Here is a 21,566-nt window from a genome sequence, read left to right as displayed (position 1 = left end):
GCGAACTGCGACTGAATTCGCCCGACGCCCTGCCGCCCAGCAGCATCGGGCAACCGGGCGGCGGCGCCGAGCCTCTGCGCTGAAAGGAACCACGATGCGTATCGCTATTGCCGGCGCCGGCGGCCGTATGGGCCGCATGCTGATCGAAGCCGTGCTGAACAGCCCCGACCTGACACTGGCAGCCGCCCTGGACCGCGCCGGCGCCGACGCCATCGGCCAGGACGCCGGCGCCTTCCTGGGGCGCGACACCGGCGTGGCCATCACCGACCAGCTCGACGTGCTGGCCGGGGCCGACTGCCTGGTCGACTTCACGCGCCCCGAAGCCACGCTGCAACACCTGCAGGCCTGCGTCCGGCACGGCACGCGCATGGTCATCGGCACCACGGGTTTCGATGACAATGGCCGCGCCGCCATCGAGGTGGCCGCGCAGAAAACCGCCATCGTGTTCGCCCCCAACATGAGCGTGGGGGTCAATGCCACCCTGAAGCTGCTGGAAGTGGCCGCAAGCATCCTGAATTCAGGCTACGACGTCGAAGTGTTCGAGGCGCACCATCGCAACAAGGTCGATGCGCCGTCCGGCACGGCCCTGAAAATGGGCGAGACCATCGCCTCGGCCTGGAACGTGGCCCTGCCCGACGTGGCCACCTGGACCCGCCACGGCGACACCGGGGTGCGCAAGCCGGGCACCATCGGCTTTTCGGTGGTGCGGGGCGGCGATATCGTGGGCGACCACACTGTGTATTTTTGCGGCACGGGCGAGCGCATCGAGATCACGCACCGCTCGGGCAGCCGCGCCACCTACGCCGAAGGCGCCCTGCGCGCCGCGCGCTTCCTGCAAGACCGCCACAACGGCCTGTTCGACATGCAGGCCGTGCTGGAGCTGTAGCCGGCCCGCGGCATCCGGCGCGGCGCCCGCCGGCTATGCGCCGGGCGCCGCGTCGCGCCACACCACCGGCTCGGGCTCCAGCGCCACCTGGTAACGGGCCGCCACGTCGCGCTGAATGGCGGCGGCCAGGGCCAGGATGTCGGCCGCCGCGGCCCCGCCCCGGTTCACCAGCACCAGCGCCTGCCGGTCGTGCACGCCGGCCGGGCCCAAGTGCCTGCCCTTCCAGCCGCACTGGTCGATCAGCCAGCCGGCGGCCAGCTTGTAGCGGCCGCCCGGCTGGGGATACGACACCAGCCCCGGATAGCGCGCGGCCAGCGCGTCCCGCGCGGCGGCATCGACCAGCGGATTCTTGAAAAAACTGCCCGCGTTGCCGATGACGGCCGGATCGGGCAGCTTGGCGCGGCGGATGCCGCACACGGCATCGAACACGGCGCGGGCCGTGGGCGTGCCCCCCGCCAGTGCGGCCTGGCGCTGCAGGTCGGGATAGTCCAGCACCGGCCGCCAGGGCCGCGGCAGCGCGAAACGCACCGCCACGATGATCCAGGCGCCCGGCGCATCGTGCTTGAACACGCTGTCGCGATAGGCATAACGGCAGGCGGCGGCATCCATGTCGACCAGGCGGCGCTGCCGCACGTTCCAGGCGGTCAGGCCCAGGAAGCGGTCGGCCAGTTCGACCCCATAGGCGCCGATATTCTGCACCGGCGCGGCGCCCACGGTGCCCGGGATCAGGGCCAGGTTTTCCAGGCCGTCCCAGCCGTTGGCCACGCAGGCCGACACAAAGCCGTGCCAGTTCTCGCCCGCGCCGGCTTCGATGATCCAGGCATCGGGCCGGGCCTCGAGCAGGCGCACGCCCCGCATTGCCACGTGCGCCACCAGGCTGTCGACCCGCGGCGGCAACACCAGGTTGCTGCCGCCGCCCAGCACCAGCAGGCCGGGATAGCGCCCGGCCAGCGTCGACAGGGCGTCGAGCTGGGAAAGCGACTGCAGGCTGACAAAAGCCGCGGCGCGCGAGGCCAGCCCCAGCGTGTTGAGCGGGGTGAGGTCGTGGGCGGCGGGGACCAGGGTGTCGGGCAAGGCCCGGGAAGGATCCGGCATGTAAGAAAGCAGGGTTGCAAAGGACAAGAGCCCACATATTAACGGCAGGCCGTCAATGGTTTGCACACGGCTTGGAAAACCGCTATGATGCCGGTCTTCGCTGATCGGCCCACTGCTTTGACCGGGCCCGGCCACGCGGGAGTAGCTCAGTTGGTAGAGCGCAACCTTGCCAAGGTTGAGGTCGCGAGTTCGAGACTCGTCTCCCGCTCCAGGATTCTTTCCATGGGGCTTCACAAGCACGCCATGGCACGCCAAAAAGGAGCTTCGGCTCCTTTTTTCGTTTCCAACCGGAATTCCACCGGTATCCTGCGGATTCAACCAGCAGCCCGTTCCCTTTAGTCCATTTTTATTGTCTCTTTCCGGCTCTGATGTCTGGGAACGACCATGGATATCGGTAGCATTTCCTGATTTCGAATGGGCACCATGTGCCCCCTTAGACTCGATGGCCCAGGATGCTTTTCTTTGTACGAGTGCGAGTGACATGCAGAAGACGGCATGTACGCCTGATGCCTCCATTCATGACATTGTTAAGTTGCTGGTGATCCGTAGGAGCGCATGGTAGTGCTTAAGGACTATATGACTGCAGATTCCATCTCAGCGGCTGGCACTGCCCTATCGGCTATCGTGCGAGCATCAGTGACGCTTTGGCAACTTTTATATTTCTCGCAAGGGCTATACCAAGAGCACTGGAATCGTTCTCTGTCGAGCTGCTTCCTGATGAACTACAACAGAAGTCAGCGCATACATTGAGTCAGCTAAACATGCTGCAAGTTCAAGGGATCCAAATCTATAACGCAATAGTCCCACTTCGCCCCGATGGCCCAGGAACGCTCCAACCATATCTCATTCCTCTACCAGGCCACACAGTGCCGCCGTCCGCCTCTCTCGCCAGTATTTGACAGCTGGATCAGCATGGCAGCAAATCGACCTATTCAACCGAATTGAACGAATCGAACGATTGAGGTAAGCTGACAAAGTAGACTTGTTCGAGGAGTCCAAAATGCAAACTTTTACTGCCAATGAGGCAAAAACTCGATTCGGCGAACTGATAGACCGGGTACAGCGAGAGCCAATCCAGGTCACGCGGCGCAACCGTGTCGTCGGTGTCATGGTTTCTGCGGAGGACTACCGTGCAATGCGCGAGTTCTATGCAGATCGACTGCGGCGCACATTGAAGCAAAGTGCCGAAGAAGCAACAGCCAAAGGCTTGACAGACGAGAAGCTGGAACAGCTTTTGGCCGATGAGGATTGAACGCGCAGTCGTCGATACCAACGTCCTGATAAGTGCTGCGCTATCCCCCTGCTCTGCTCCCGCTCGGATCGTGGATTGCCTTCTGCAACATGCTACGTTGGTGTTTTCGCGAGAGACCTTCGCGGAACTGGAAACCAGGCTCTGGCGTCCAAAATTTGACCGTTATCTGGACATTGATCGCCGCAGCCTGCTATTGCATGACTTCGCTGCGGCGGCTCAATGGATTGATCTGCCCACGGCGCCCAGGCCAACGCACAGCCGTGATCCCGATGACGATGTATTTCTCCATACCGCCCTACATGGCAAGGCGGAATGGCTAGTAAGTGGCGACAGGGATTTACTGGAGCTGCCACCCGCCGACTGGGGATTTGAAATTCTGTCACCCGCGCAGGCTCTGCAAAAATGGCAACAGAATTGAGCAAACTCCAATTCATAACGAAGTCGAACCCGGCGCGCAGCCGCGCGCCGCGCGCTCAGGCGTACTTTCCGATAAGCCCCCCGTCCACCACCAGTTCCGTGCCCGTGATGTAGGCCGCTTCGTCGGAAGCCAGGAAAGCCACCGCATTGGCCACTTCCCACGGCGTACCCATGCGCCCCATGGGAACCTGCCGGTCGCGCGCGGCGCGGGCCTGCTCGAAGTCGTCGGCCGAGAACATGCGGGCCACCGTAGTGCGCACGCGCGGCGTGTCGATCAGGCCGGGCACCACGGTATTGGCGCGGATGCCTTGCGCGGCATACTGCTGCGCGATCATGCGCGCGAAATGGATCACCGCGGCCTTGGTGACGTTGTAGGCCAGGTGCGGGTAGCCCAGGTAGCGCAGGCCCGCTACCGACGACACGGCCACGATGGCGCCGCCGCCCTGCCCGCGCATGATGGGCAGCACCAGCCGGCTGGCGATGACCAGGCTGTCGACATTTACTTTCTGGATGCGTTCCCAGTCGGCCAGCGCGATGCCTTCGGGGCCGCCCACCTTGCCGATGCCGGCATTGGCCTGCAGGATGTCCAGCCTGCCGTAGCGGGCCATGACGGCCTGCACGGCCTGTTCCATGGCGCCGGGGTCGGCCACGTCGGCCTGCAGGGCCAGGCCCTGCCCGCCCAGCGCCTGCACCGCGGCCAGCGCATCCTGCGCCGCGTCGAGGCTGGCGTCCAGCACGCAGACCGCCGCGCCGTGGCGGGCCAGCGTGGCGCAGCTGGCCTTGCCGATGCTCCACCCCGGACCGCTGGACCCGCCGCCGGCAACCAGCGCCACTTTGCCGGCCAGCCGACCGCTGGCGGCCGGCAATAGCGCCTGCAGAGCGTCGATGTCGAGGCTGTTGTTCATGCCGCGCTCCCCAGGCCGACCGTCATGCCGCCGCACACGTACAGCACCTGCCCCGTGATGAAGCCTGCGCGCTCGTCCAGCAGCGAGGCCACGGCATGCGCGATGTCGGCGGGTGTGCCCATGCGCCGCACCGGGATCGCGGCGCGGATCTTCTCGGTCTGCGGCGCGCCCGGCGGATTGACCCGTTCAAACAGTTCGGTGGCGATCGGCCCGGGGCCGACCGCATTGACCGTGATGCCGTCGCCGGCCATTTCCAGCGCCCAGGTACGCGTCATGCCCAGCAGACCGGCCTTGCTGGCGGCGTACACGGTGCGCTCGGCCTTGCCCAGCGCCGCGCGGCTGGAGATATTGACCACGCGGCCGAATTGGCGGCGACGCATGGCAGGCAGCAGGCCTTGCATCAGCAGCATGGGGGCCTGGATATTCAGCGCCATCACGAAGGCCAGGTCATCCGGCGAGGCGTGTTCGAGCAATGCCGGGCGCACCGTGCCCGCGTTGTTCACCAGGTACAGCACATCGCGCTCGGCCGCCAGCGCGGCCACGGCCTGGCGCGTGGCATCGGCGCTGCACAGGTCGACCGCCACATGCGTCTCGCCCGGCAGAGTGGCAGCAGGCGCCTTCAGATCGAAATTGACGACTTCATAGCCGTCCTGCAGCAGGCGTTCGATCACAGCCCGGCCGATGCCGGCGCTGCCGCCGGTGACCAGCGCGACGGGCGCTGCGGTGTGCGGGACACCCATCGTCAGCCCTCCTGCCGGCCGCGCGCCGACTTGCCCGCGCCCACATAGGGAATCTCGCGGTCGATGGTTTCCCAGATGAAGCGGCCCGCGGGGCACTGCTGTTCTTCGGCGACGTGCGACACCAGGCCGGCGGCGCGCGATATGACCGCGAAACCGCGCATCAGCTGGGTGGGGATGCCGATTTCGCCCAGCAGCGCCGCCACCGCGCCGGTGGCGTTGATGGTGATGTGCCGCCCATACACGCTGTCGACGGTGCGGGCCAGCAGTTCCAGCGCGTCCAGCCACTTGCCCGCCAGGTCGGGCTCGGCGCGGGCCAGCGCCAGCAACTTGATCGAGCGCGGATCGTCGGGCTTGTGCAGGTGATGCCCGAAGCCGGGCAGCGGCTTCTTGCTGTCGCGGTGCGCCTGCACGATGGCGCGCGCTTCGGCCTGCGCGTCGTCGGCCTTGAGAATGCGGTCGAGCAGCAGCGAGCAGTTTTCCATGGTGCCCACGAAGCTGCTGCCCACGGCCATCAGGCCGGCGGCCACCGCGCCCTGCAGGTTTTCCGGGGCACTCATGTACACCACGCGCGTGGCAATGGCGCTGGGCGTCAGGCCGTGCTCCATCAGGGTGATCAGCACGGCATCGACCACGCGCAGATCGACCGGGCGCGCATCGCGGCCGATGATCTGCGCGAACATCACTTCGGTGAAGGTCTTCTTGCCGATCAGCTCTTCGACCAGATCGGCGTCGCGATACGACATGCCCTCGAGGTGGTGGGCGCACAGGCGGGTAACGGGGCGGTTCATGTGGTCTCCTTGATGACAGAATCCCGGACGGCGTTCTTCAGCACCTTGCCGACGGACGAGCGCGGCAGGTTCTCGAAAACATGGATGCGCTTGGGCGTGTGCACGGGGCCCAGCCGGTCGCGCACGAACATCATCAGTTCCTGCGGCTCGGCGGACGCGCCGCCATGGAATTGCACGGCGGCCTGCACGGCCTCGCCCCATTTATCGTCCGGAACGCCGAACACCGAGCATTCATACACGGCGGGATGGCGGGCCAGCGCGTTCTCGACGTCGACCGGATACACATTGAAGCCGCCGGTGATGATGACGTCGCGCAGGCGGTCTTTGATGGTCAGGTAGCCGCGCTGGTCCACCACGCCCACGTCGCCGGTATGCAGCCAGCCGTCGACGATGGTTTCGGCGGTTTTTTCGGGCAGCCGCCAGTAGCCGGCCATGACCAGGTCGCCGCGCACCACCACCTCGCCCGCCTGCCCGGCCGGCAGGCAGCGGCCGTCGCGGTCCATGATGGCGAATTCGGAAAACCAGGTGGCGCTGCCCACCGACCCCAGGTTGGCCGGGTCGGCCAGCTCGGCCGGCGTAATGGCCGTGACGATCTGCGGGGATTCGGTCTGGCCGTAGGTGGCGCCCACCACCGGGCCGAAGAACGCGCGCACCTGCTCGAATTTTTCCACGGGCATGGGCGCGCCGCCGTAGATCAGGTTGCGCAGGCGCGGAAAGTCGGCGCGCGAGACGCCGGGCTGCGCCATGATCATGTAGATCAGCGTGGGCGGCATGAAAGCCAGCGTGCCGCCGCGTTCGCGGAAGGCGGCCGTGATCGCCGCCGGCGATGCTTCATCCAGGAACACATGGGTGCCGCCCTGCGCCAGCACGGGCAGCAGATAGGTGGACGTGCCATGCGTGACGGGCGCGGCCACGACATAGCGGTCTTCGCTGGTCAGCCGCCAGGCCTGGATCTGGTTGACGATGACCGCGGTCCAGGCCCGGTAGGGCTGCATCACCCCCTTGGGCAGGCCGGTCGTGCCGCCGGTGAACTTGATTGCCTGCACCGCGTCGGTGCCTGGCTCGCAGCGCACCGGCTCGCGGCCGGCATAGGCTTGCAGCAGGCCGGCCAGCGTGTGCCCGCCGGCGGCCTCATCCAGGCGGATGTGCGCCGCCCTACCGGCGTCCACCAGGGCGTCGCCGGTGCGGTCGGTGATCACGATGCCGGGCTCGGTCGCATCGATGATGCGGCCGATTTCCGGCGCGGTGCTGCGGTAGTTCAACGGCACCCAGATCTTGCCCGAAGCAATCACCGCCAGCAGCGCCACCACGTGCTGCGCTGTATTGCCGGCGCAGACCGCCACCCGGCTTTGCGGAGCCGGGTCGAGCGCCTGCAGGGCGGCGGCCAGCGCCTGCACCTCGCTGCGCAGCCGGCCGTAGGTCCAGGCGCCCTGGGGCGTGTCCAGCGCGACGCGGTCGCTGAAACGGGCGGCGGCCCGAAGGAAAAAATCAATGGGATACACGAACGGCTCCTGGTTCTACTATTGCACTTTGAGGCCGGCCTGGGTCACGACCTTGCCCCACTTTTCGATTTCGCTGTCGATGAAGCTTTGCAAAGTGGCGGGCGTATTCGGCGTGGCCGGCAGCAGGAAGCCGGCCGCTTTGTAGGCCTGGGTCAGGGTGTCGCCGGCCAGGCCCTGGTTGATGGCCTGGTTCAGCCGGGCCACGATGGGCCCGGGCGTGCCGGCCGGCGCCATGACCGCGAACCACGATTGCACCGAAAAGCCGGGCAGGCCCGATTCCGCCAGCGTGGGCACGTCGGGCGCGAACGGCACGCGCTGCGGCGCCGTGACGCCCAGGGCGCGCAGCTTGCCCGCCTGCACGTGCGGCAGCGACGACGGCAGGTTGTCGAACATCGAATCCACCTGGCCGCCCAGCAGGTCGGCCACCGCCGGGCCGCTGCCCCGGTACGGCACATGCAGGATGTCGGTGCCGGTGGCCATCTTGAAGATTTCGCACGACAGGTGGATGGACGAACCGCTGCCCGACGACGCGCAGGTCAGCTTGCCGGGATGCTTCTTGGCGTAGGCCACGTACTCTTGCACCGAATGGATCGGCAGCTTGGGATGGACCACCAGGATATTGGGGATGGTGGCCAGCAGCGCCACCGGCGTGAAGTCTTTCTTGAAATCGTAGTTGAGCTTTTCGTACAGGGTGCGGTTGATGGTGTTCGCGATCGAGCCGATGTACAGGGTGTAGCCGTCGGGCTTGGCGCGGGCCACGACTTCGGCGCCAATGTTGCTGTTGGCGCCGGTGCGGTTTTCCACCACCACCGGCTGGCCCAGGGAATCCGACAGCGACTTGGCGATCAGGCGCGCCACGATATCGGTCGCGCCGCCAGCGGCATAGCCCACCACCAGGGTCACCGGGCGCTGCGGATAATCGGCCGCCGCCCGGGCGGCCGGGACCAGGCCCAGGCCGGCCAGCAGCAGCGCCGCCGGCCGCACAAAACGTCGCATAACAGAATGCATGTGAGTCTCCTATCGGTTGTTCATTATTTGGACGCGCATTCCCGCTGCGTCAGAGATATCATCAGCCTTGCGTATCTACTCAGGAAGACAGGCTGTCCAAATAATGAACAACCCAGACCATGGCGACCACGGCGCCCGCACCCTGCGGCGCGGCCTGCACATTCTGGCGGCGCTGCGGCGGACCCCGGAAGGCCTGGATATCGCCGGCATCGCGCGGGCCCTGGCCATGCAGCGCACCAGTGTGTATCGCTACATTTCGGTATTGGCCGAAGAGGGCTATGCCGTGCGCGACCCGCAAACCGGGCGCTATCGCGCGGCCTCGACCGGGACGCATCCGGTGGACGAACAGACGCTGTCCGTGGCGCAGCTGGCGCCCGCCATGCGGCGCATCAGCGGCCACACCGGCGATTCTTCGTTCCTGATTTGCCGGGTCGGTTCCGACTCGCTGTGCCTGCACCGCGAAATCGGCAGCTACCCGGTGCAGGTGCTGGCCGTGACCATCGGCCATCGCCAGCCGCTGGGGGTGGGCGCGGCGGGCCTGGCGCTGCTGGCCGCCCTGCCCGCCGACGAGGCCGAAGCCCTGATGCAGCAGAACCGCGAGGCGCTGCGCTCGTACGGGCACATGACGGTGGCGCACATGCGGCTGCTGGTCGAGGCCACGCGCGGCCGCGGCTGGGCCGCGGTAGGCAACGCGGCGGTGCCGGGCGTGCTGGGCGTGGGCGTGGCGCTGCGCGACCGCTCGGGCTATCCGCGCCTGGCGGTCAGCGTGTCGTGCATTCTCGACCGCATGCCGGCGGCCCGGCAGCGCACCATTGCCGACCTGATCCGCCGCGAAATCGGCGACATCGCCTGAAGGCAGCCGGCTTGCGCCGGCCCGGGCGGATGCTGTTCATTTTAAATCAATCGTTCTAAAATAAACTGCTCCACTCCTGCAAGGAAACGCCATGATCGAGCTGTACTACTGGCCCACGCCCAATGGGCACAAAATCACCCTGTTCCTGGAAGAAGCGGGCCTGCCGTACCGTATCCATCCGGTCGACATCAGCGCGGGCGACCAGTTCAAGCCCGAGTTCCTGGCGTTCTCGCCCAACAACCGCATGCCGGCCATTATCGATACGGCGCCCGCCGACGGCGGCGAGCCGGTCACCGTGTTTGAATCGGGCGCCATCCTGCTGTACCTGGCCGAGAAAACCGGGCAGTTCCTGCCGGCCGGCGCGCGCGGCCGCAAGGCGGTGCTGGAATGGCTGTTCTGGCAGGTGGGCGGCCTGGGGCCGATGGCCGGCCAGAACCATCATTTCGGGCTCTATGCGCCCGAGCCGCTGCCCTATGCCATCGAGCGCTATGTCAAGGAAACCAACCGGCTGTACGGCGTGCTGGACCGGCGCCTGGCGGAGCAGCCCTTTGTCGCGGGCAAGGACTACAGCATCGCCGACATGGCATCGTATCCGTGGATCGTGCCGTGGAAAAAGCAGCAGCAGAACCTGGACGACTTCCCGCATTTGCGGCGCTGGTTCGACACGGTGCGCGAGCGTCCCGCCACGGTGCGCGCCTATGCCCAGGGCGACCCTTATACGAACCGGCCGGCCGTGACCGAAGAAGGAAAGAAGATTTTGTTCGGCCAGACGGCGCAGCAGGCGGGCGCGCGCTGACAGCCGGCCGCACGCGCTGGGCCAGCGCCCATGCCGCCGGACGGCTGAAGCGCCAGGCGGCTAGGCGCCGTCTTTCTGCCAGTGGATGAATGCCCAGCGCAGCGGCGCGCCGACGCGTTCCTGCGGCGAGGCGCGGCGGTACCAGGCCTGCAGGCGCCCGCGCTCGTCGTCGTCCAGCCCGCCCATCGAGCGGGCCACGCGGCGCGCATAGTCGTCGAAATCGGGCGCGGCCGCCAGTTGGCTGGGCACGCTGATGTAGTCCAGCGAAGGCTGGATGCCCATGCCATGCAGGATATTGATCACGTAGATGTAGCCGGGCATGGCGGGCCGCGTGCGGCCCAGCACCTGCTGGATCGCGGGGTCGATGAAATGGCCGCCCGCCAGGTGGGTAAGGTAAACGCGCAGGCGGGCCTTGGCGTGCAGCTTGGCCAGGGCCCCCGCCATGTCTTCGACCGCGGTGGAGCGCGAGGCCACCACGATGTCGCACACCGGCACATCGGACCAGTCGTCTTCCCAGGCGCGCAGCAGGGGCTGGATATTGCCCACCCCCTGCGCCTGCGCGTTGCGCGCCAGCGCGTCGAGCATGCCCGCGCTGTAATCCAGGCCCACCACCTGCTGCAGCCGCGCCGCCAGCGGCAGAGCCAGCGTGCCGGCGCCGCAGCCTACGTCGAGCAGCGTGCGCGCGCCGTCCAGTTGCATGCGGGCAATGAAATCGTCCGCATAGCGGCTGCGCGGGGCGCGCGGCCCCAGTTCGCCGGCGCGCCGGTCCCAGGCCTGCGGCGGCTTGGGTTGGCCGCGCGCCGCCGCCAGGTGCTGGCGGTAACGCTGCGCGAAATCAATATCTGCCAGCGTCATGCCGGGGCGCCCCCGCTGCGGGCCGCATGATGGGGCGCGGCCACTTGCTCGAACCAGGCCTGCAAAGGCGCGCGGGCCACCGGCAATTCCAGGCCCGCCTGACCGGTGAAGCGGCGCCAGTCGGGCAGCAGCGCCGCCGACACCACGGTAACCAGGGGAATGCCGTCGCTCATCAGGGCCAGCATTTCCTGGGCGAAGCCGCCGCCGGCGGCTTCGGTGGCGCCATAGCGGTTGACAATGACCAGTTCGGCGCGGGTTTGCAGGGCTTCGCGCAGCACATGGCTGGCAGCCGCCAGCGCGCCGGAATCCAGGCTGCACGCGCGCGAGCCGGGGCCCAGGTCTTGCGACAGGCCGTACAGGCGCCCCGAACGCACATCGCGCAGCCGGCGCTGCGGCCGGCCGCCATCGGGCGGCAAGGTTTCGTGCTGCAGCAGCCCGTGCAGCCGCCGGCCCTGCGCCAGCAGGTCGCGGGCGAAATCGGCCAGCAAGGCATCGGCGCCGCGCGACGATTTGCCATACACCAGCGCGGCGACAGGAATGGAAACAGCGGGGTTCAGGGCCATTGTGTGACAGCCGACGCCGGGCGCGGCGGCGGAATGCATGGGGATACGTGCCCACTCTATACTCGCCGCCCCCGGCCCGAAAGCCCTGCCGTTGGCCTAGGATGGCCGGCCGATGGCAAGGCGCAAAAAACAATGATATAATTTTTGTCTTTGGTGGCCACGCGCTGAATGTGCTTCACAGCACCTTCACAACACGCCAGGCAACCAGATACGCGGGAGTAGCTCAGTTGGTAGAGCGCAACCTTGCCAAGGTTGAGGTCGCGAGTTCGAGACTCGTCTCCCGCTCCAGATTCAGCATGCAGGCACTGGCATCCAGTTGCCCGGCATGAAAAAAAGCCCCGTCGCCGGGGCTTTTTTATTGCGGCATGCCGCGCTACACAAGGATGCGCACCCGGCGAGCCGGGCCGCCGCATACGACACAAGCGGCTTAATTCCTGTACAATGGCGGGCTTGGCAGAACATGCCCTGGCGCAATGGCAGAGTGGTTATGCAGCGGATTGCAAATCCGTGTACGTCGGTTCGATTCCGGCTTGCGCCTCCAGAAAGAACAACGCTGCAAAAACGAAGGCTCTCGTTACCGAGAGCCTTTTTCTTTTGCCCCCGCGTCACGGCTCGATGTAGTTCGACACGGGTCCATAGCTGGCGCTGCTGGGCGCCGCCGCGACCGAAGTATCCTGGGGCCGCTGGGAAACAGGCTTGGCCGTCGCCGGGCAGGTGTGGCCCGTGGCTTCCCAGGCCAGCCGGTTCTCGTCTTCGCCGAAGCAGAAGAATCTCATGTCGGCCACCTCTTTGTAGCCCAGCTTGTAGGCGGTGGCCGTGTCTTCGCGGGCGTTACAGGCAGAGCTTTCGCTTGCCACCGACCCGCCTATGCCGAACCCGGTTACGCCCACGCCCATGGTATTGCTCTGGCCGCAATTGTTGGCGCCGCCGAACATGCTGGGGGCGATGTAGACATTGGGCGTGGTGGAAACACTCTGGTGCTCGCGCTGGGAAGACCCTTCGAAAGTGATGTTGCCCATGCCCATCTGGGCCGACACGCCCACCTGGGCAGTGCCCGACTGGGAATTGGAGCTGGCGCTGCCGGTTGCGTTCGAGGCCGCGTCGGCGCCCGTCGTAATGGTCTGGCCCTGCGCACCGGCGCTGCATAAGGCCAATATCACAAATAATAGGCGTTTCATGATTATTCTCCTGGAATGAAGCCACCCTATGCTGTCAGCAGGGATACCCGCCACATAATCGTTTTATTCAAAATCCTTGTAACCACGCGAATACGGGCAATTCATTGTATGGTTACGCTAAAACCGGGTTTTGCCACTTTGTGAGGTTCTACTGATTATTTATTAAAAATAAATCTCGACGGCTTATTCCAAGAAACAACCTGATTTCAATACTCGTCCAGCCTGATGCGCGCCACTGCGCGTCCCGCTTCCGATATTCTGGTGAAAATCACCGCGGGTGGCCCTGCCAAGCCGGACAGATCGTCATTTCTCATCATCAGCCGGTGGCCCGTTCTGCTTGCCCCTGACCCGCAGCTCGAGCATGGCTTCGCCATAGGCCTGCTGCAGGGCCTTGATCTGTTTTTCATAAAATTCCTTTACATTCAAAGGGTTGGATCTCAACGCATTTTCCAGGCCGCGCTTTCCTTCTTCGACCCAGCGCTCTATCTCGGGCACCGGCAAATCAAAAGCCTCGCTGGCCTCGCGCACACTGGTTCTGCCCTGGATAATATCCATGACCAGCACGCTCTTGCGCCTGACCGTCCACCGCTTGATTTCTTCGTCAAGTTTCTCGTCCATGACCAGCGCTCCTGAGATGGCCTATTCCTGCCCGGCCTTTTAATTAGCCGCGCAAGAATGTAACTGCCCTTCGCCAATACACTATTCCGAGGCCGTGCCACGGGCTGCGCTGAGCAGCCGGGATAATCCCCGGATATAGCCGCCTATTAAAAATCGGGTTTATCGATCGAGTTCTATCCAGTGCCAGCCGGGCGGCAAAAATGCCGGACTGCCGGCGTCGGGATAACTGGGCAGCAGGCGGGCGCCGGCCAGCCAGTAGTCGCGGAACCGGTAGTCGCCGCCGGCATGCACCCGCGCGATGAAGCTCGTGAAACCGCTGCCGCCTGGCGCGCGGCAGTCTGGCGGGTCGCCGCTGGCCAGAGAAAAGTCCTTTTCGGCCGGCGCCATCGCCGGAAACGTGGCGGCGAACTGCGTCATTTCCAGATCTGCGTCGGGCCGGCAGACCGGCGCCGGCGACACCGCGGCGGCCGGCGCGAGCGCCGCCGGGCCGGACGCCGCCTGGCGCGGCGGCGCAACGCAAGCCCCGAAAACCAGGAAAGCCAGGCACAGCACGGGTTTCATGAGAGTTCTCCCACGTGTGGGGAAGACCGCTCTTCCCCACACGACAGGTATCGGCTCGGACAGATGGCTTACCAGCTCCAGCCGCCGAAACCGATGTTGCCGACGTTGCCGGTGGCGCCGCTGGTGTATTCACCTCCGGCCATGCCCGAGGTTCCGCCGACCGCGAACCCGGCCGTGTAGCCACCGCCCACCGACTGGTTGACGCTGGTGCCGTTGGCATAGGTGTTGGTGCCTTGCGGGGTCAACGAAACGCCGGAATTGGCGCTGGTCGAACTGGTGGCCGTGGTGCCCTGCAGGGCCGCGCCGAAACCGAGCGAACCGCTGCTGCTGGACGCCTGCGAACCGCCTTGCGTGCCCGAGGTGGACGTGCCGGTTCCGCCGAAGACGCCGATCGCAAAACCCGCCGCGTGCGCCATGCCCACAGAGCTGACGGCCAGGGCCACTGCCAATAGTGCTTTCTTCATGATGTATGCCTCCTGATATCTCGAGAATCCGTCTCGAGGCGGTCCAACCCGGTTATCCGGAATTGCGCCGCTGCCGCTTTTTCAATAAGACCGCAATGCCGGGAATATCTTTTTTCCATATGAAAATGGCTTTTTCGATACTGGAAATCCGCTACGAAAACCTGCCGATCCTGTTATTTCAGAAATCGCGGACAAACAGCTCCCCCGCTCGGCTGAAAATGCCAAGCCAGCAATCGGCAACAGTGTTTTAAATTCGGCCCCCGCCGGTGCGCGCCTGCGCACCACCCATCTACTACCAACGGCCTATTTAATACTTACTCAGTTCGCCGCATAATCCAGTCGTGAAAACCACTGCCGCAATCTTCTGACTAATCCTTGCAATTTCCACGTCTGCCCGGACGCTATTCGAAATTGCCTTCCTGCTCCCCTTCGCGCTTGTCTGCACGGTTTTCATTCTAGGCAGTTCCGACTCACAAAATTTACAGTTTGTGATTTTTCAAATTTTTTTTTGAAGTTTGGCCTTGCATGGTCCCGCGGCGGAATCTGCAAGAACCAGGAGCGGGCGCTGGCCACCAGCGAAAGGAACTAGTCCCATGGACCCTCGCATTCAATACTGCATAACGCAGATCGAACAAAAAATCCTGCACGAATCAACCGAGCACTGCGTCCATGACGCGCTCATACAAGAACTGGCACAGGAAATCCGGCTAAGCCGTTTTCACCTGACCCGCCTGTTCCTGAAAGACTTCCAGCATTCCCCGCGGGATTACATCCATCGCAACCTGATGGGGCGCTGCGCCCTGATGGTCGCGCATACGCGCCAGCCGCCTTTTTCGATTGCGATCGACATGGGCTTCTCGAGCCAGCAGGCTTTCACGCGGGCCTTCACGCGCTATTGGGGAATATCGCCCTGCCAGTTCCGGCTGGCGCATGCCCGCTACATTGCGAAAATGAACGAGCCAGGCAGGCTGGCCGCCGATTCTCCGCATCCACCGGCCAGCCCGGCCCGGGTTGCCGTGCGCGAACTGCCGCCCACCCGCTTCTGGGCGGTGCGCTACGAAGGCATGTCCAGCCAGAAGCACGCCTGCTGGAATGACTTTCACCGGCTGTTCGCCCATCTGCGGTCGGACCTGCTCACCGGCCCCTTCTTTGGCCTGACCTACGACACGCCGATGTTCGTGCCCACGCCGTTCATGCGCTATTACTGCGGCGTGCAGGTGCCACCCGGCTTCGGGCCCAAGCCCAAGGACGCCTTCGAAATCACCCTGCCCGGCGGCCGTATCGCCACCTGCGAAGCCCAATGCACGGCCGACGGGATCCTGGCGCTTTACGGGAACCTGCTGGACCAATGGCTGCCGCGGTCCGGCTACAGCCTGCGGGCATCGTGCTTTGCCGAGCGCTTCGACACATTTCCGCTGAATTGGGGCGCAAAGCCCCAACCGGTGCAATTAAATTGCTGGATTCAGTGATTATTAAAGATAAATTGATGCGTTTATGTAGCAAAATCCTTGCACAGCTTGTTATTTGGCGTTAAATTTTTTCACAAACCGGGATCAACTTCCGGTCGTGCCGCAGCAGGCAGGGCAGCCACCTGCCTGCTGCCGATTTCTCCATCGTCACCGCTTCTGGCGTGCCCCCCCCGTCAACAACTAGAACAGGGCGAAGGGACCACCAAGGGAGAAGCAAACGTGTCGACCATCATCATCATCGAATCGCGGCCGTCGATCCGGCAGGGCATTCTGCAGGCAACCTCGCAGGCCGTTCCCGGCTGGCGTGTCGACAGCTCCGCCTACCTTGACATGCCCAGCGAGCCGTGGCGCGACCAGGGATATGAACTGATGCTGCTGTCAGTGCTGAACCTGGACGACGTTTACCAGACCGTGACCATGGCCAAGCTGACATACATGCCCAAGGCCATTCTGCTGCTGGCCAGCAGCCGCGGATTCGCCCCCTGGCCGCATGGCCTGCCGCCGGGCGTCGTGGGCTGCGTGCCCAGCGATGCGCCCGCCGACATGCTGCAGGCCTCGATCAGGCTGGTGCTGGCCGGCGGCATGTTCTTTCCCGCGCCGGATATCGACAAGCCGCCGTTCGAAGAGCAGGACGCGCCCGGCCGGGCGACGGCGGACAGCGACGCCGCCTGTCCGTCGCCGCATGAACTTCCCTTCCGGCACCAGGAAGGCCAGGCGCTGGGGCTGACCCCGCGCCAATACGAAGTGCTGGTGCTGCTTGCGCGCGGCTATACCTTGAAAGCGATCGGGCGCGATTTGAATATTGCCGTCACCACCGCCAAGGTGCACGCCGAAACCGTGTACCAGCGCCTGCATGTGCACAACCGCACCGAGGCCGTGTATGCCGCCATTTCGCGCGGCGCCACGCTGGGCTGGCCCGCCATGGCGCGCGAAGCGGCCACCAGCGTGTAGCGGCGCCGCCGGCTGCAGGCCGTTCTGGTTAAATAGCAGGTCGAACGCGGGCCGACCGCCTTGCGGCATTCTTTTGCCTTCCACATGGATTCTTCCGTCAAAGCAGCCCTGGCCAAATGGCCCGATGTGCCGGCCGTGCACGGCTGGCTGTCGCTGGACGAGCGCGGGCGTTGGCGCCTGCATCCGCAGGGCGACGCCGCCGGCGGCGGGCCTGGCGAATCCATCGAGAACACCCAGATCCTGGAATTCATCGGCCGCAATTACGAAAGCGACAGCCAGGGCCGCTGGTATTTCCAGAATGGTCCGCAACGCGTGTATGTGCGGCTGGACGCCGCGCCCTATCTGCTGCGCCGCGCCGACGACGGGGTCGGGCTGGCCACCCATACGGGCCTGCCGGTGCGGGCGGTGTCGGCCTGGTGGCTGGACGACACGGGACGCCTTTATGCGCAGGCCGACGTGGGCCCGGCCATGGTCGAAGGCCGCGAACTGCCGGCGCTGCTGGATCAATTGCGCGACGCGCACGGCCGGCCGCTGACGGATGCGCTGGAATCGGCCCCCGGCAACCTGCCCGTCACGCATCCCGCCCTGCCCGCCCCCGCCCCGCTGCATCTCGAGGTCGCACGGTGCGATATCCCGGCCCGTCTGGCCTTCGTGGCGAATCCGCGGCGCTGACTCCGCGCGCCGCGCAACGGGCGGGCCGACTGCCGTTAGAATCGACGCCATGACCGCCCAATCGCCTCCGACGTATTTTCCAGCCCCGCGCCGGGCACGCTTCTGCAGCCAGTGCGGCACCCCCATCAATCGCCGGGTGCCGGATGGCGACAATCGCGAGCGCGACGTCTGTGACCACTGCGGCGCCATTCATTACCAGAACCCGCGCATGGTGGTGGGCACGGTGCCGGTCTGGGAAAACCGCATCCTGCTGTGCCGGCGCGCCATCGAACCGCGCTACGACACCTGGACGCTGCCGGCGGGCTTCATGGAACTGGGCGAAAGCACTGCCCAGGGCGCGGCCCGCGAAACCCTGGAAGAATCGGGCGCGCGCATCGAACTGGGCCAGTTGTTCACCATCATTGACGTACCGCAGATCGAGCAGGTACACCTGTTCTACCTGGCGCAGGCGCTGGGCCCCGAGCTCGATCCCGGCCCCGAAAGCCTGGAAGCGCGCTATTACGACGAGGCCGACATTCCCTGGGAAGACCTGTCTTTCCGCACGGTGGCCACCACCCTGAAACAGTTCCTGGAAGATCGCCGGCGCGGCAGCTTCGGCACCCATCACTACACCCTCGAATCGCACCGCTGAATCTTGAAGTTGCCCTGGCTATCCCCCGACACGCCGTTTCCGCCGGCCGAGCAGGCGCTGTCCGATCCGGCCGGCCTGCTGGCGGCGGGCGCCGACCTGTCGCTGGAGCGCCTGGCGGCGGCCTATTCGAACGGCATCTTTCCCTGGTACGGCGAAGGCGAACCCATCCTGTGGTGGAGCCCCGATCCGCGCATGGTGCTGGCCTGCGCCGACTTCGCGCCCTCGCACTCATTGCGCAAGCTGCTGCGCCAGGTCGCGCGCGAAGAATCCGGCCTGCTGCCGCGCCTGCAAGTGCGCGTCGACACCGAGTTCGACACAGTGGTGGCGCAATGCGCCGCGCCGCGCGACGGACAGGCCGGCACCTGGATCACCGCCGACATGCGGCAGGCCTACCGAGCCTGGCATGCCGCGGGCGCGGCGCACAGTGTCGAAACCTGGATCGATGGCGAACTGGCGGGCGGCCTGTATGGCATCAGCCTGGGCCGCATGTTCTTCGGCGAATCGATGTTCACGCGCGCGCCCGACGCCTCGAAAGTGGCGCTGGCCTACCTGGTGGCGTTCCTGCGCCGGGCCGGCGTCGAATGGATCGACTGCCAGCAGCAGACGCGCCACCTGGCCAGCCTGGGGGCCCGGCCGGTGCCGCGCGCCCGCTTCGTCGAGCACGTGCGCCGCGCCGTGGCGGGGCCCCCGCCCGCCTGGCAGACGGGGCGCCTGGACAGCCAGGGCCGGCTGCACCCGGCCTGGGCCTCGCGGTTGTTGTCCTGACCCGCTTCGGCGTTAAGATGTAGCCATGCCTGCCGGGCCCGATTTCCGGGCGGGCCGCCCATGAGCCAGCTCAAAGAACTTCCTTTCGCCACCCTGCAGTTCTATTCCACTGCGCCGTACCCCTGCAGCTACCTGCCCGGGCGCCAGGCGCGCTCGCAGGTGGCCGCGCCCGGCCATCTGATCAATGCGGGCGCCTATTCGCAACTGGTCGAACAAGGCTTCCGCCGCAGCGGGCTGTTCACGTACCGCCCCCATTGCGACAACTGCCGGGCCTGTGTGCCGGTGCGCGTCGACACCGCCCGCTTCGCCCCCAACCGCAGCCAGCGCCGCGCATGGCGCGGCCACCAGGGGCTGCGCGCCTTCGTGGCCGAGCTGGCCTGGTCGCCCGAGCACTACGACCTGTACACCCGCTACCAGCAGGGCCGCCATCCCGGCGGCGGCATGGACGACGACAGCCGCACGCAATATGCCCAGTTCCTGCTGACCAGCCGTGTCAACACCCGCCTGGTCGAGTTCCGCGATGCCGAAGGCGCCCTGGCCATGGTGTCGATCATCGACGTGCTCGACGACGGCCTCTCGTCGGTGTACACGTTCTACGATCCGGCCGCGCGCGGCAGCCTGGGCACCTACAATGTGCTGTGGCAGATCGAGCAGTGCCGCATCCTCAATCTGCCCTGGCTGTACCTGGGCTACTGGATCCGCGACAGCCGCAAGATGGCCTACAAGTCCGGGTTCCGGCCACTGCAGCTGCACCTGGACGGTGCCTGGCAAGAACCGCCGCCCGACATGCCCTGAAGGCCCGCGGCGGCGCAAACTGGCTACAATTGCGCCCCATGTCCATCCTGTTCCAAGCCTATCCCCTGGCGCGTCCGGCCCTGTTTGCCATGGACGCGGAAACCGCCCACGAAGTCACGCTGGCCGGGCTGCAGCGCGCCTACGATTGCGGCGCCACCCGCAGGCTGCTGCGCGCCCGCCCGCAGGCGCCCGCCACCCTGATGGGCCTGGCGCTGGATAACCCGGTGGGGCTGGCGGCCGGCCTGGACAAGAACGGCGCCCATATCGATGCCCTGGGCAACCTGGGCTTCGGTTTCGTCGAAGTGGGCACGGTCACCCCGCGGGCCCAGCCGGGCAACCCCAAGCCCCGCATGTTCCGCCTGCCGCGCGCCCAGGCGCTGATCAACCGCCTGGGCTTCAACAACCAGGGGCTGGACGCTTTCATCGCCAATGTGCGGCGCAGCCAGTGGCGCGCGCAGGGCGGCGTGCTGGGGTTGAATATCGGCAAGAACGCCGACACTCCCATCGAACGCGCGGCCGACGACTACCTGCTGGGGCTGGAAGGCGTGTACCCGCACGCCGACTACGTCACCGTGAACATCTCGTCGCCCAACACGCAGAACCTGCGGGCCCTGCAGGGCGGCGATGAATTGTCGGCCCTGCTGGCGCAATTGCGCGACAAGCGCGCCGAACTGGCCGACCGCCACCAGCGCCACGTGCCGCTGGCCGTGAAAATCGCCCCCGACCTGACCGAAGCGCAGATCGACGCCATCGCCGATATCCTGCCGCGCTACGGCGTGGACGGCGTCATCGCCACCAATACCACTCTGTCGCGCGACGCCGTGGCCGGGCAGCCCCACGCCAACGAGGCCGGCGGCCTGTCGGGCGCGCCGGTGCATGCGTTGTCGCTGGCCGTTATTGCGCGCCTGCGCCAGCGCATGGGGCCGGATGCGGCCATCATCGGCGTGGGCGGCATCCTGGCGGGCCGCCAGGCCCGCGAAAAAATCGACGCGGGCGCCAACGCGGTGCAGCTGTATACCGGCCTGATCTACCGCGGGCCGGCGCTGGTGGGCGAATGCGTCAGCGCCATCGGCGCTGCGGCCTGATACCCATCAAAAAAGGGCCGAAAAAAAAAGCCACCCCGTGGGGTGGCTAATTCCAGCTCTGCTCTGTCACTCAACAGTACTACAGTCTGCTCGGCTGCAACAGCCCCGCGAGGCCGTCAGGCAGCGCGGCGGCCGCGGGTCGACTTGGTGGCAGCCTCGGCGGCGTCGGTGGCGGCCTTGAACGTGGCGTTGGCGGCGGCGTTCAGGTTCGATTCGGCGACTTCGGCGGCCTGCTTGGCGGCCTTGGTCAGCGATTCGTAGGCGCCGTTGGCGGTGGCCAGCGACGACTTCAGCAGCGCCACGGCGCTTTCCGAGCCGGTGGGGGCGTTTTTCGAGAACTGCTCGACGGCGTCGGCCACTTGCTGCTGGCCTTCGGCGATCTGCACTTCGGCCAGCTTGGCCAGTTCGCCTTGCACGCCGGCAACGATGTCATACACATGCTTGCCGTAGGCCAGGGCCTTTTCGGCGCCCGGCTGCACCAGGGCGGTGGCGAACGCGGCGGCTTCCTGGGAGTCTTTGACGGTGATGGCCTGCTGCGAGGTCTGGGCCACTTCGTCCAGCGTGGCCTTGACGACCTTAAGGTTCAGGTCGACCAGCTTTTCGAAGCCGGCGAACAGCGTGGCCTGGGTGGCAACCAGGGTATTCAGGGCGGATTTCTGGCGGTCCAGAACTTGTTGCGGAATGGCGGTCATGAGGATCTCCGGTAGGGGAGCCGGG

General features: G+C 65.9%; 25 protein-coding genes and 3 tRNA genes. 15 read left to right on the top strand and 13 right to left on the bottom strand.

What is annotated here, in order from left to right; all coding sequences use genetic code 11:
• Positions 1 to 94 precede the first annotated feature (94 nt).
• Positions 95 to 886, top strand: a complete 792-nt coding sequence (gene dapB / locus J2P76_RS07280) for a 4-hydroxy-tetrahydrodipicolinate reductase (RefSeq protein WP_207405732.1) — start codon at positions 95 to 97, stop codon at positions 884 to 886.
• A 33-nt stretch (positions 887 to 919) separates the two neighbouring features.
• Here dapB and murB read toward each other — a convergent pair whose 3' ends face one another.
• Entirely contained in the window at positions 920 to 1,981 is a 1,062-nt protein-coding gene (murB, locus tag J2P76_RS07275) for a UDP-N-acetylmuramate dehydrogenase (protein ID WP_207405730.1), read from the bottom strand.
• Positions 1,982 to 2,116: 135 nt separating this feature from the next.
• Between murB and J2P76_RS07270 the strand changes: the two genes are divergently transcribed.
• From J2P76_RS07270 to J2P76_RS07260, 3 genes are all read left to right on the top strand, one after another.
• Positions 2,117 to 2,192 (top strand) — tRNA-Gly (locus tag J2P76_RS07270).
• A 789-nt stretch (positions 2,193 to 2,981) separates the two neighbouring features.
• Positions 2,982 to 3,233, top strand: coding sequence for a type II toxin-antitoxin system Phd/YefM family antitoxin (locus J2P76_RS07265; RefSeq protein ID WP_207405728.1), 252 nt, complete (start codon positions 2,982 to 2,984; stop codon positions 3,231 to 3,233).
• Positions 3,223 to 3,651 carry a putative toxin-antitoxin system toxin component, PIN family gene (locus J2P76_RS07260; RefSeq protein ID WP_207405726.1) on the top strand — a complete coding sequence of 143 codons (429 nt, stop codon included), beginning with the start codon at positions 3,223 to 3,225 and terminating at the stop codon, positions 3,649 to 3,651. The genes J2P76_RS07265 and J2P76_RS07260 overlap by 11 nt, the downstream gene beginning before the upstream one ends.
• A 55-nt stretch (positions 3,652 to 3,706) precedes the next feature.
• Here the strand turns inward: J2P76_RS07260 and J2P76_RS07255 are convergent, their stop codons facing one another.
• Genes J2P76_RS07255 through J2P76_RS07235 form a run of 5 tightly spaced genes read right to left on the bottom strand, consistent with a single transcriptional unit; the run spans position 3,707 to position 8,593 of the window.
• On the bottom strand, positions 3,707 to 4,555 hold the full coding sequence (locus J2P76_RS07255; protein ID WP_207405724.1) for an SDR family NAD(P)-dependent oxidoreductase: 849 nt from the start codon (positions 4,553 to 4,555) through the stop codon (positions 3,707 to 3,709).
• Positions 4,552 to 5,295, bottom strand: coding sequence for an SDR family NAD(P)-dependent oxidoreductase (locus J2P76_RS07250; RefSeq protein WP_207405722.1), 744 nt, complete (start codon positions 5,293 to 5,295; stop codon positions 4,552 to 4,554). The genes J2P76_RS07255 and J2P76_RS07250 overlap by 4 nt, the downstream gene beginning before the upstream one ends.
• A 2-nt stretch (positions 5,296 to 5,297) precedes the next feature.
• Positions 5,298 to 6,083: a citryl-CoA lyase gene (locus tag J2P76_RS07245; protein ID WP_207405720.1), complete on the bottom strand. Its 786-nt coding sequence runs from the start codon at positions 6,081 to 6,083 to the stop codon at positions 5,298 to 5,300.
• Positions 6,080 to 7,585 (bottom strand): AMP-binding protein, encoded by a 1,506-nt coding sequence (locus tag J2P76_RS07240; RefSeq protein WP_207405718.1) that lies wholly within the window; start codon positions 7,583 to 7,585, stop codon positions 6,080 to 6,082. The genes J2P76_RS07245 and J2P76_RS07240 overlap by 4 nt, the downstream gene beginning before the upstream one ends.
• Before the next feature lie 18 nt (positions 7,586 to 7,603).
• Positions 7,604 to 8,593 carry a Bug family tripartite tricarboxylate transporter substrate binding protein gene (locus J2P76_RS07235; protein WP_207405716.1) on the bottom strand — a complete coding sequence of 330 codons (990 nt, stop codon included), beginning with the start codon at positions 8,591 to 8,593 and terminating at the stop codon, positions 7,604 to 7,606.
• Positions 8,594 to 8,696: 103 nt separating this feature from the next.
• On the opposite strand from J2P76_RS07235, the gene J2P76_RS07230 reads away from it, so the two are divergent.
• Together J2P76_RS07230 and J2P76_RS07225 are read left to right on the top strand one after the other, a co-directional pair.
• Positions 8,697 to 9,446 (top strand): IclR family transcriptional regulator, encoded by a 750-nt coding sequence (locus tag J2P76_RS07230; RefSeq protein WP_207405714.1) that lies wholly within the window; start codon positions 8,697 to 8,699, stop codon positions 9,444 to 9,446.
• A 91-nt stretch (positions 9,447 to 9,537) separates the two neighbouring features.
• Positions 9,538 to 10,242 carry a glutathione binding-like protein gene (locus tag J2P76_RS07225; RefSeq protein ID WP_207405712.1) on the top strand — a complete coding sequence of 235 codons (705 nt, stop codon included), beginning with the start codon at positions 9,538 to 9,540 and terminating at the stop codon, positions 10,240 to 10,242.
• Positions 10,243 to 10,302: 60 nt separating this feature from the next.
• Here the strand turns inward: J2P76_RS07225 and J2P76_RS07220 are convergent, their stop codons facing one another.
• Both J2P76_RS07220 and J2P76_RS07215 read right to left on the bottom strand, forming a co-directional pair.
• Positions 10,303 to 11,097: a class I SAM-dependent methyltransferase gene (locus tag J2P76_RS07220; RefSeq protein WP_207405710.1), complete on the bottom strand. Its 795-nt coding sequence runs from the start codon at positions 11,095 to 11,097 to the stop codon at positions 10,303 to 10,305.
• Positions 11,094 to 11,660, bottom strand: a complete 567-nt coding sequence (locus J2P76_RS07215; protein WP_207405708.1) for a DUF2478 domain-containing protein — start codon at positions 11,658 to 11,660, stop codon at positions 11,094 to 11,096. The genes J2P76_RS07220 and J2P76_RS07215 overlap by 4 nt, the downstream gene beginning before the upstream one ends.
• A gap of 212 nt (positions 11,661 to 11,872) precedes the next feature.
• Between J2P76_RS07215 and J2P76_RS07210 the strand changes: the two genes are divergently transcribed.
• Positions 11,873 to 11,948 (top strand) — tRNA-Gly (locus J2P76_RS07210).
• Positions 11,949 to 12,127: 179 nt separating this feature from the next.
• Positions 12,128 to 12,201 (top strand) — tRNA-Cys (locus tag J2P76_RS07205).
• A gap of 64 nt (positions 12,202 to 12,265) precedes the next feature.
• Here J2P76_RS07205 and J2P76_RS07200 read toward each other — a convergent pair.
• The 4 genes from J2P76_RS07200 to J2P76_RS07185 all read right to left on the bottom strand — a co-directional run bounded on the left by J2P76_RS07200 (position 12,266) and on the right by J2P76_RS07185 (position 14,481).
• Complete coding sequence (locus J2P76_RS07200) at positions 12,266 to 12,838, bottom strand: hypothetical protein (protein WP_207405706.1); 573 nt, start codon at positions 12,836 to 12,838, stop codon at positions 12,266 to 12,268.
• Positions 12,839 to 13,141: 303 nt separating this feature from the next.
• Positions 13,142 to 13,456, bottom strand: a complete 315-nt coding sequence (locus tag J2P76_RS07195; RefSeq protein WP_207405704.1) for a DUF1153 domain-containing protein — start codon at positions 13,454 to 13,456, stop codon at positions 13,142 to 13,144.
• Positions 13,457 to 13,615: 159 nt separating this feature from the next.
• Positions 13,616 to 14,017: a hypothetical protein gene (locus J2P76_RS07190; protein ID WP_207405702.1), complete on the bottom strand. Its 402-nt coding sequence runs from the start codon at positions 14,015 to 14,017 to the stop codon at positions 13,616 to 13,618.
• 68 nt (positions 14,018 to 14,085) lie between these two features.
• Positions 14,086 to 14,481 carry a hypothetical protein gene (locus J2P76_RS07185; protein ID WP_207405700.1) on the bottom strand — a complete coding sequence of 132 codons (396 nt, stop codon included), beginning with the start codon at positions 14,479 to 14,481 and terminating at the stop codon, positions 14,086 to 14,088.
• 593 nt (positions 14,482 to 15,074) lie between these two features.
• Between J2P76_RS07185 and J2P76_RS07180 the strand changes: the two genes are divergently transcribed.
• The 7 genes from J2P76_RS07180 (at position 15,075) to J2P76_RS07150 (ending at position 20,849) form a co-directional block, all read left to right on the top strand.
• Positions 15,075 to 15,950, top strand: coding sequence for an AraC family transcriptional regulator (locus J2P76_RS07180; RefSeq protein WP_207405698.1), 876 nt, complete (start codon positions 15,075 to 15,077; stop codon positions 15,948 to 15,950).
• A 219-nt stretch (positions 15,951 to 16,169) separates the two neighbouring features.
• A complete protein-coding gene (locus tag J2P76_RS23805; protein WP_207405696.1) occupies positions 16,170 to 16,901 on the top strand; it encodes a LuxR C-terminal-related transcriptional regulator in 732 nt (243 codons plus the stop codon).
• A gap of 84 nt (positions 16,902 to 16,985) precedes the next feature.
• Positions 16,986 to 17,573, top strand: a complete 588-nt coding sequence (locus J2P76_RS07170; protein WP_207405694.1) for a DUF2946 family protein — start codon at positions 16,986 to 16,988, stop codon at positions 17,571 to 17,573.
• Positions 17,574 to 17,622: 49 nt separating this feature from the next.
• Positions 17,623 to 18,204 carry an NUDIX hydrolase gene (locus J2P76_RS07165; RefSeq protein ID WP_207405692.1) on the top strand — a complete coding sequence of 194 codons (582 nt, stop codon included), beginning with the start codon at positions 17,623 to 17,625 and terminating at the stop codon, positions 18,202 to 18,204.
• Positions 18,205 to 18,207: 3 nt separating this feature from the next.
• Positions 18,208 to 18,969, top strand: coding sequence for a leucyl/phenylalanyl-tRNA--protein transferase (gene aat, locus J2P76_RS07160; RefSeq protein WP_207405690.1), 762 nt, complete (start codon positions 18,208 to 18,210; stop codon positions 18,967 to 18,969).
• Between the two features lie 60 nt (positions 18,970 to 19,029).
• Positions 19,030 to 19,764, top strand: coding sequence for an arginyltransferase (locus J2P76_RS07155; RefSeq protein WP_207405688.1), 735 nt, complete (start codon positions 19,030 to 19,032; stop codon positions 19,762 to 19,764).
• 38 nt (positions 19,765 to 19,802) lie between these two features.
• On the top strand, positions 19,803 to 20,849 hold the full coding sequence (locus tag J2P76_RS07150; RefSeq protein ID WP_207405686.1) for a quinone-dependent dihydroorotate dehydrogenase: 1,047 nt from the start codon (positions 19,803 to 19,805) through the stop codon (positions 20,847 to 20,849).
• Between the two features lie 116 nt (positions 20,850 to 20,965).
• Here J2P76_RS07150 and phaP read toward each other — a convergent pair whose 3' ends face one another.
• Positions 20,966 to 21,541 carry a TIGR01841 family phasin gene (gene phaP, locus J2P76_RS07145; RefSeq protein ID WP_207405684.1) on the bottom strand — a complete coding sequence of 192 codons (576 nt, stop codon included), beginning with the start codon at positions 21,539 to 21,541 and terminating at the stop codon, positions 20,966 to 20,968.
• Positions 21,542 to 21,566 lie beyond the last annotated feature (25 nt).

Source organism: Bordetella petrii (genome assembly GCF_017356245.1).
GTDB lineage: Bacteria > Pseudomonadota > Gammaproteobacteria > Burkholderiales > Burkholderiaceae_B > Bordetella_A > Bordetella_A petrii_D.
Note: the sequence above shows the minus strand (reverse complement) of the source record. Positions and strands in the feature narration are given on the sequence as shown.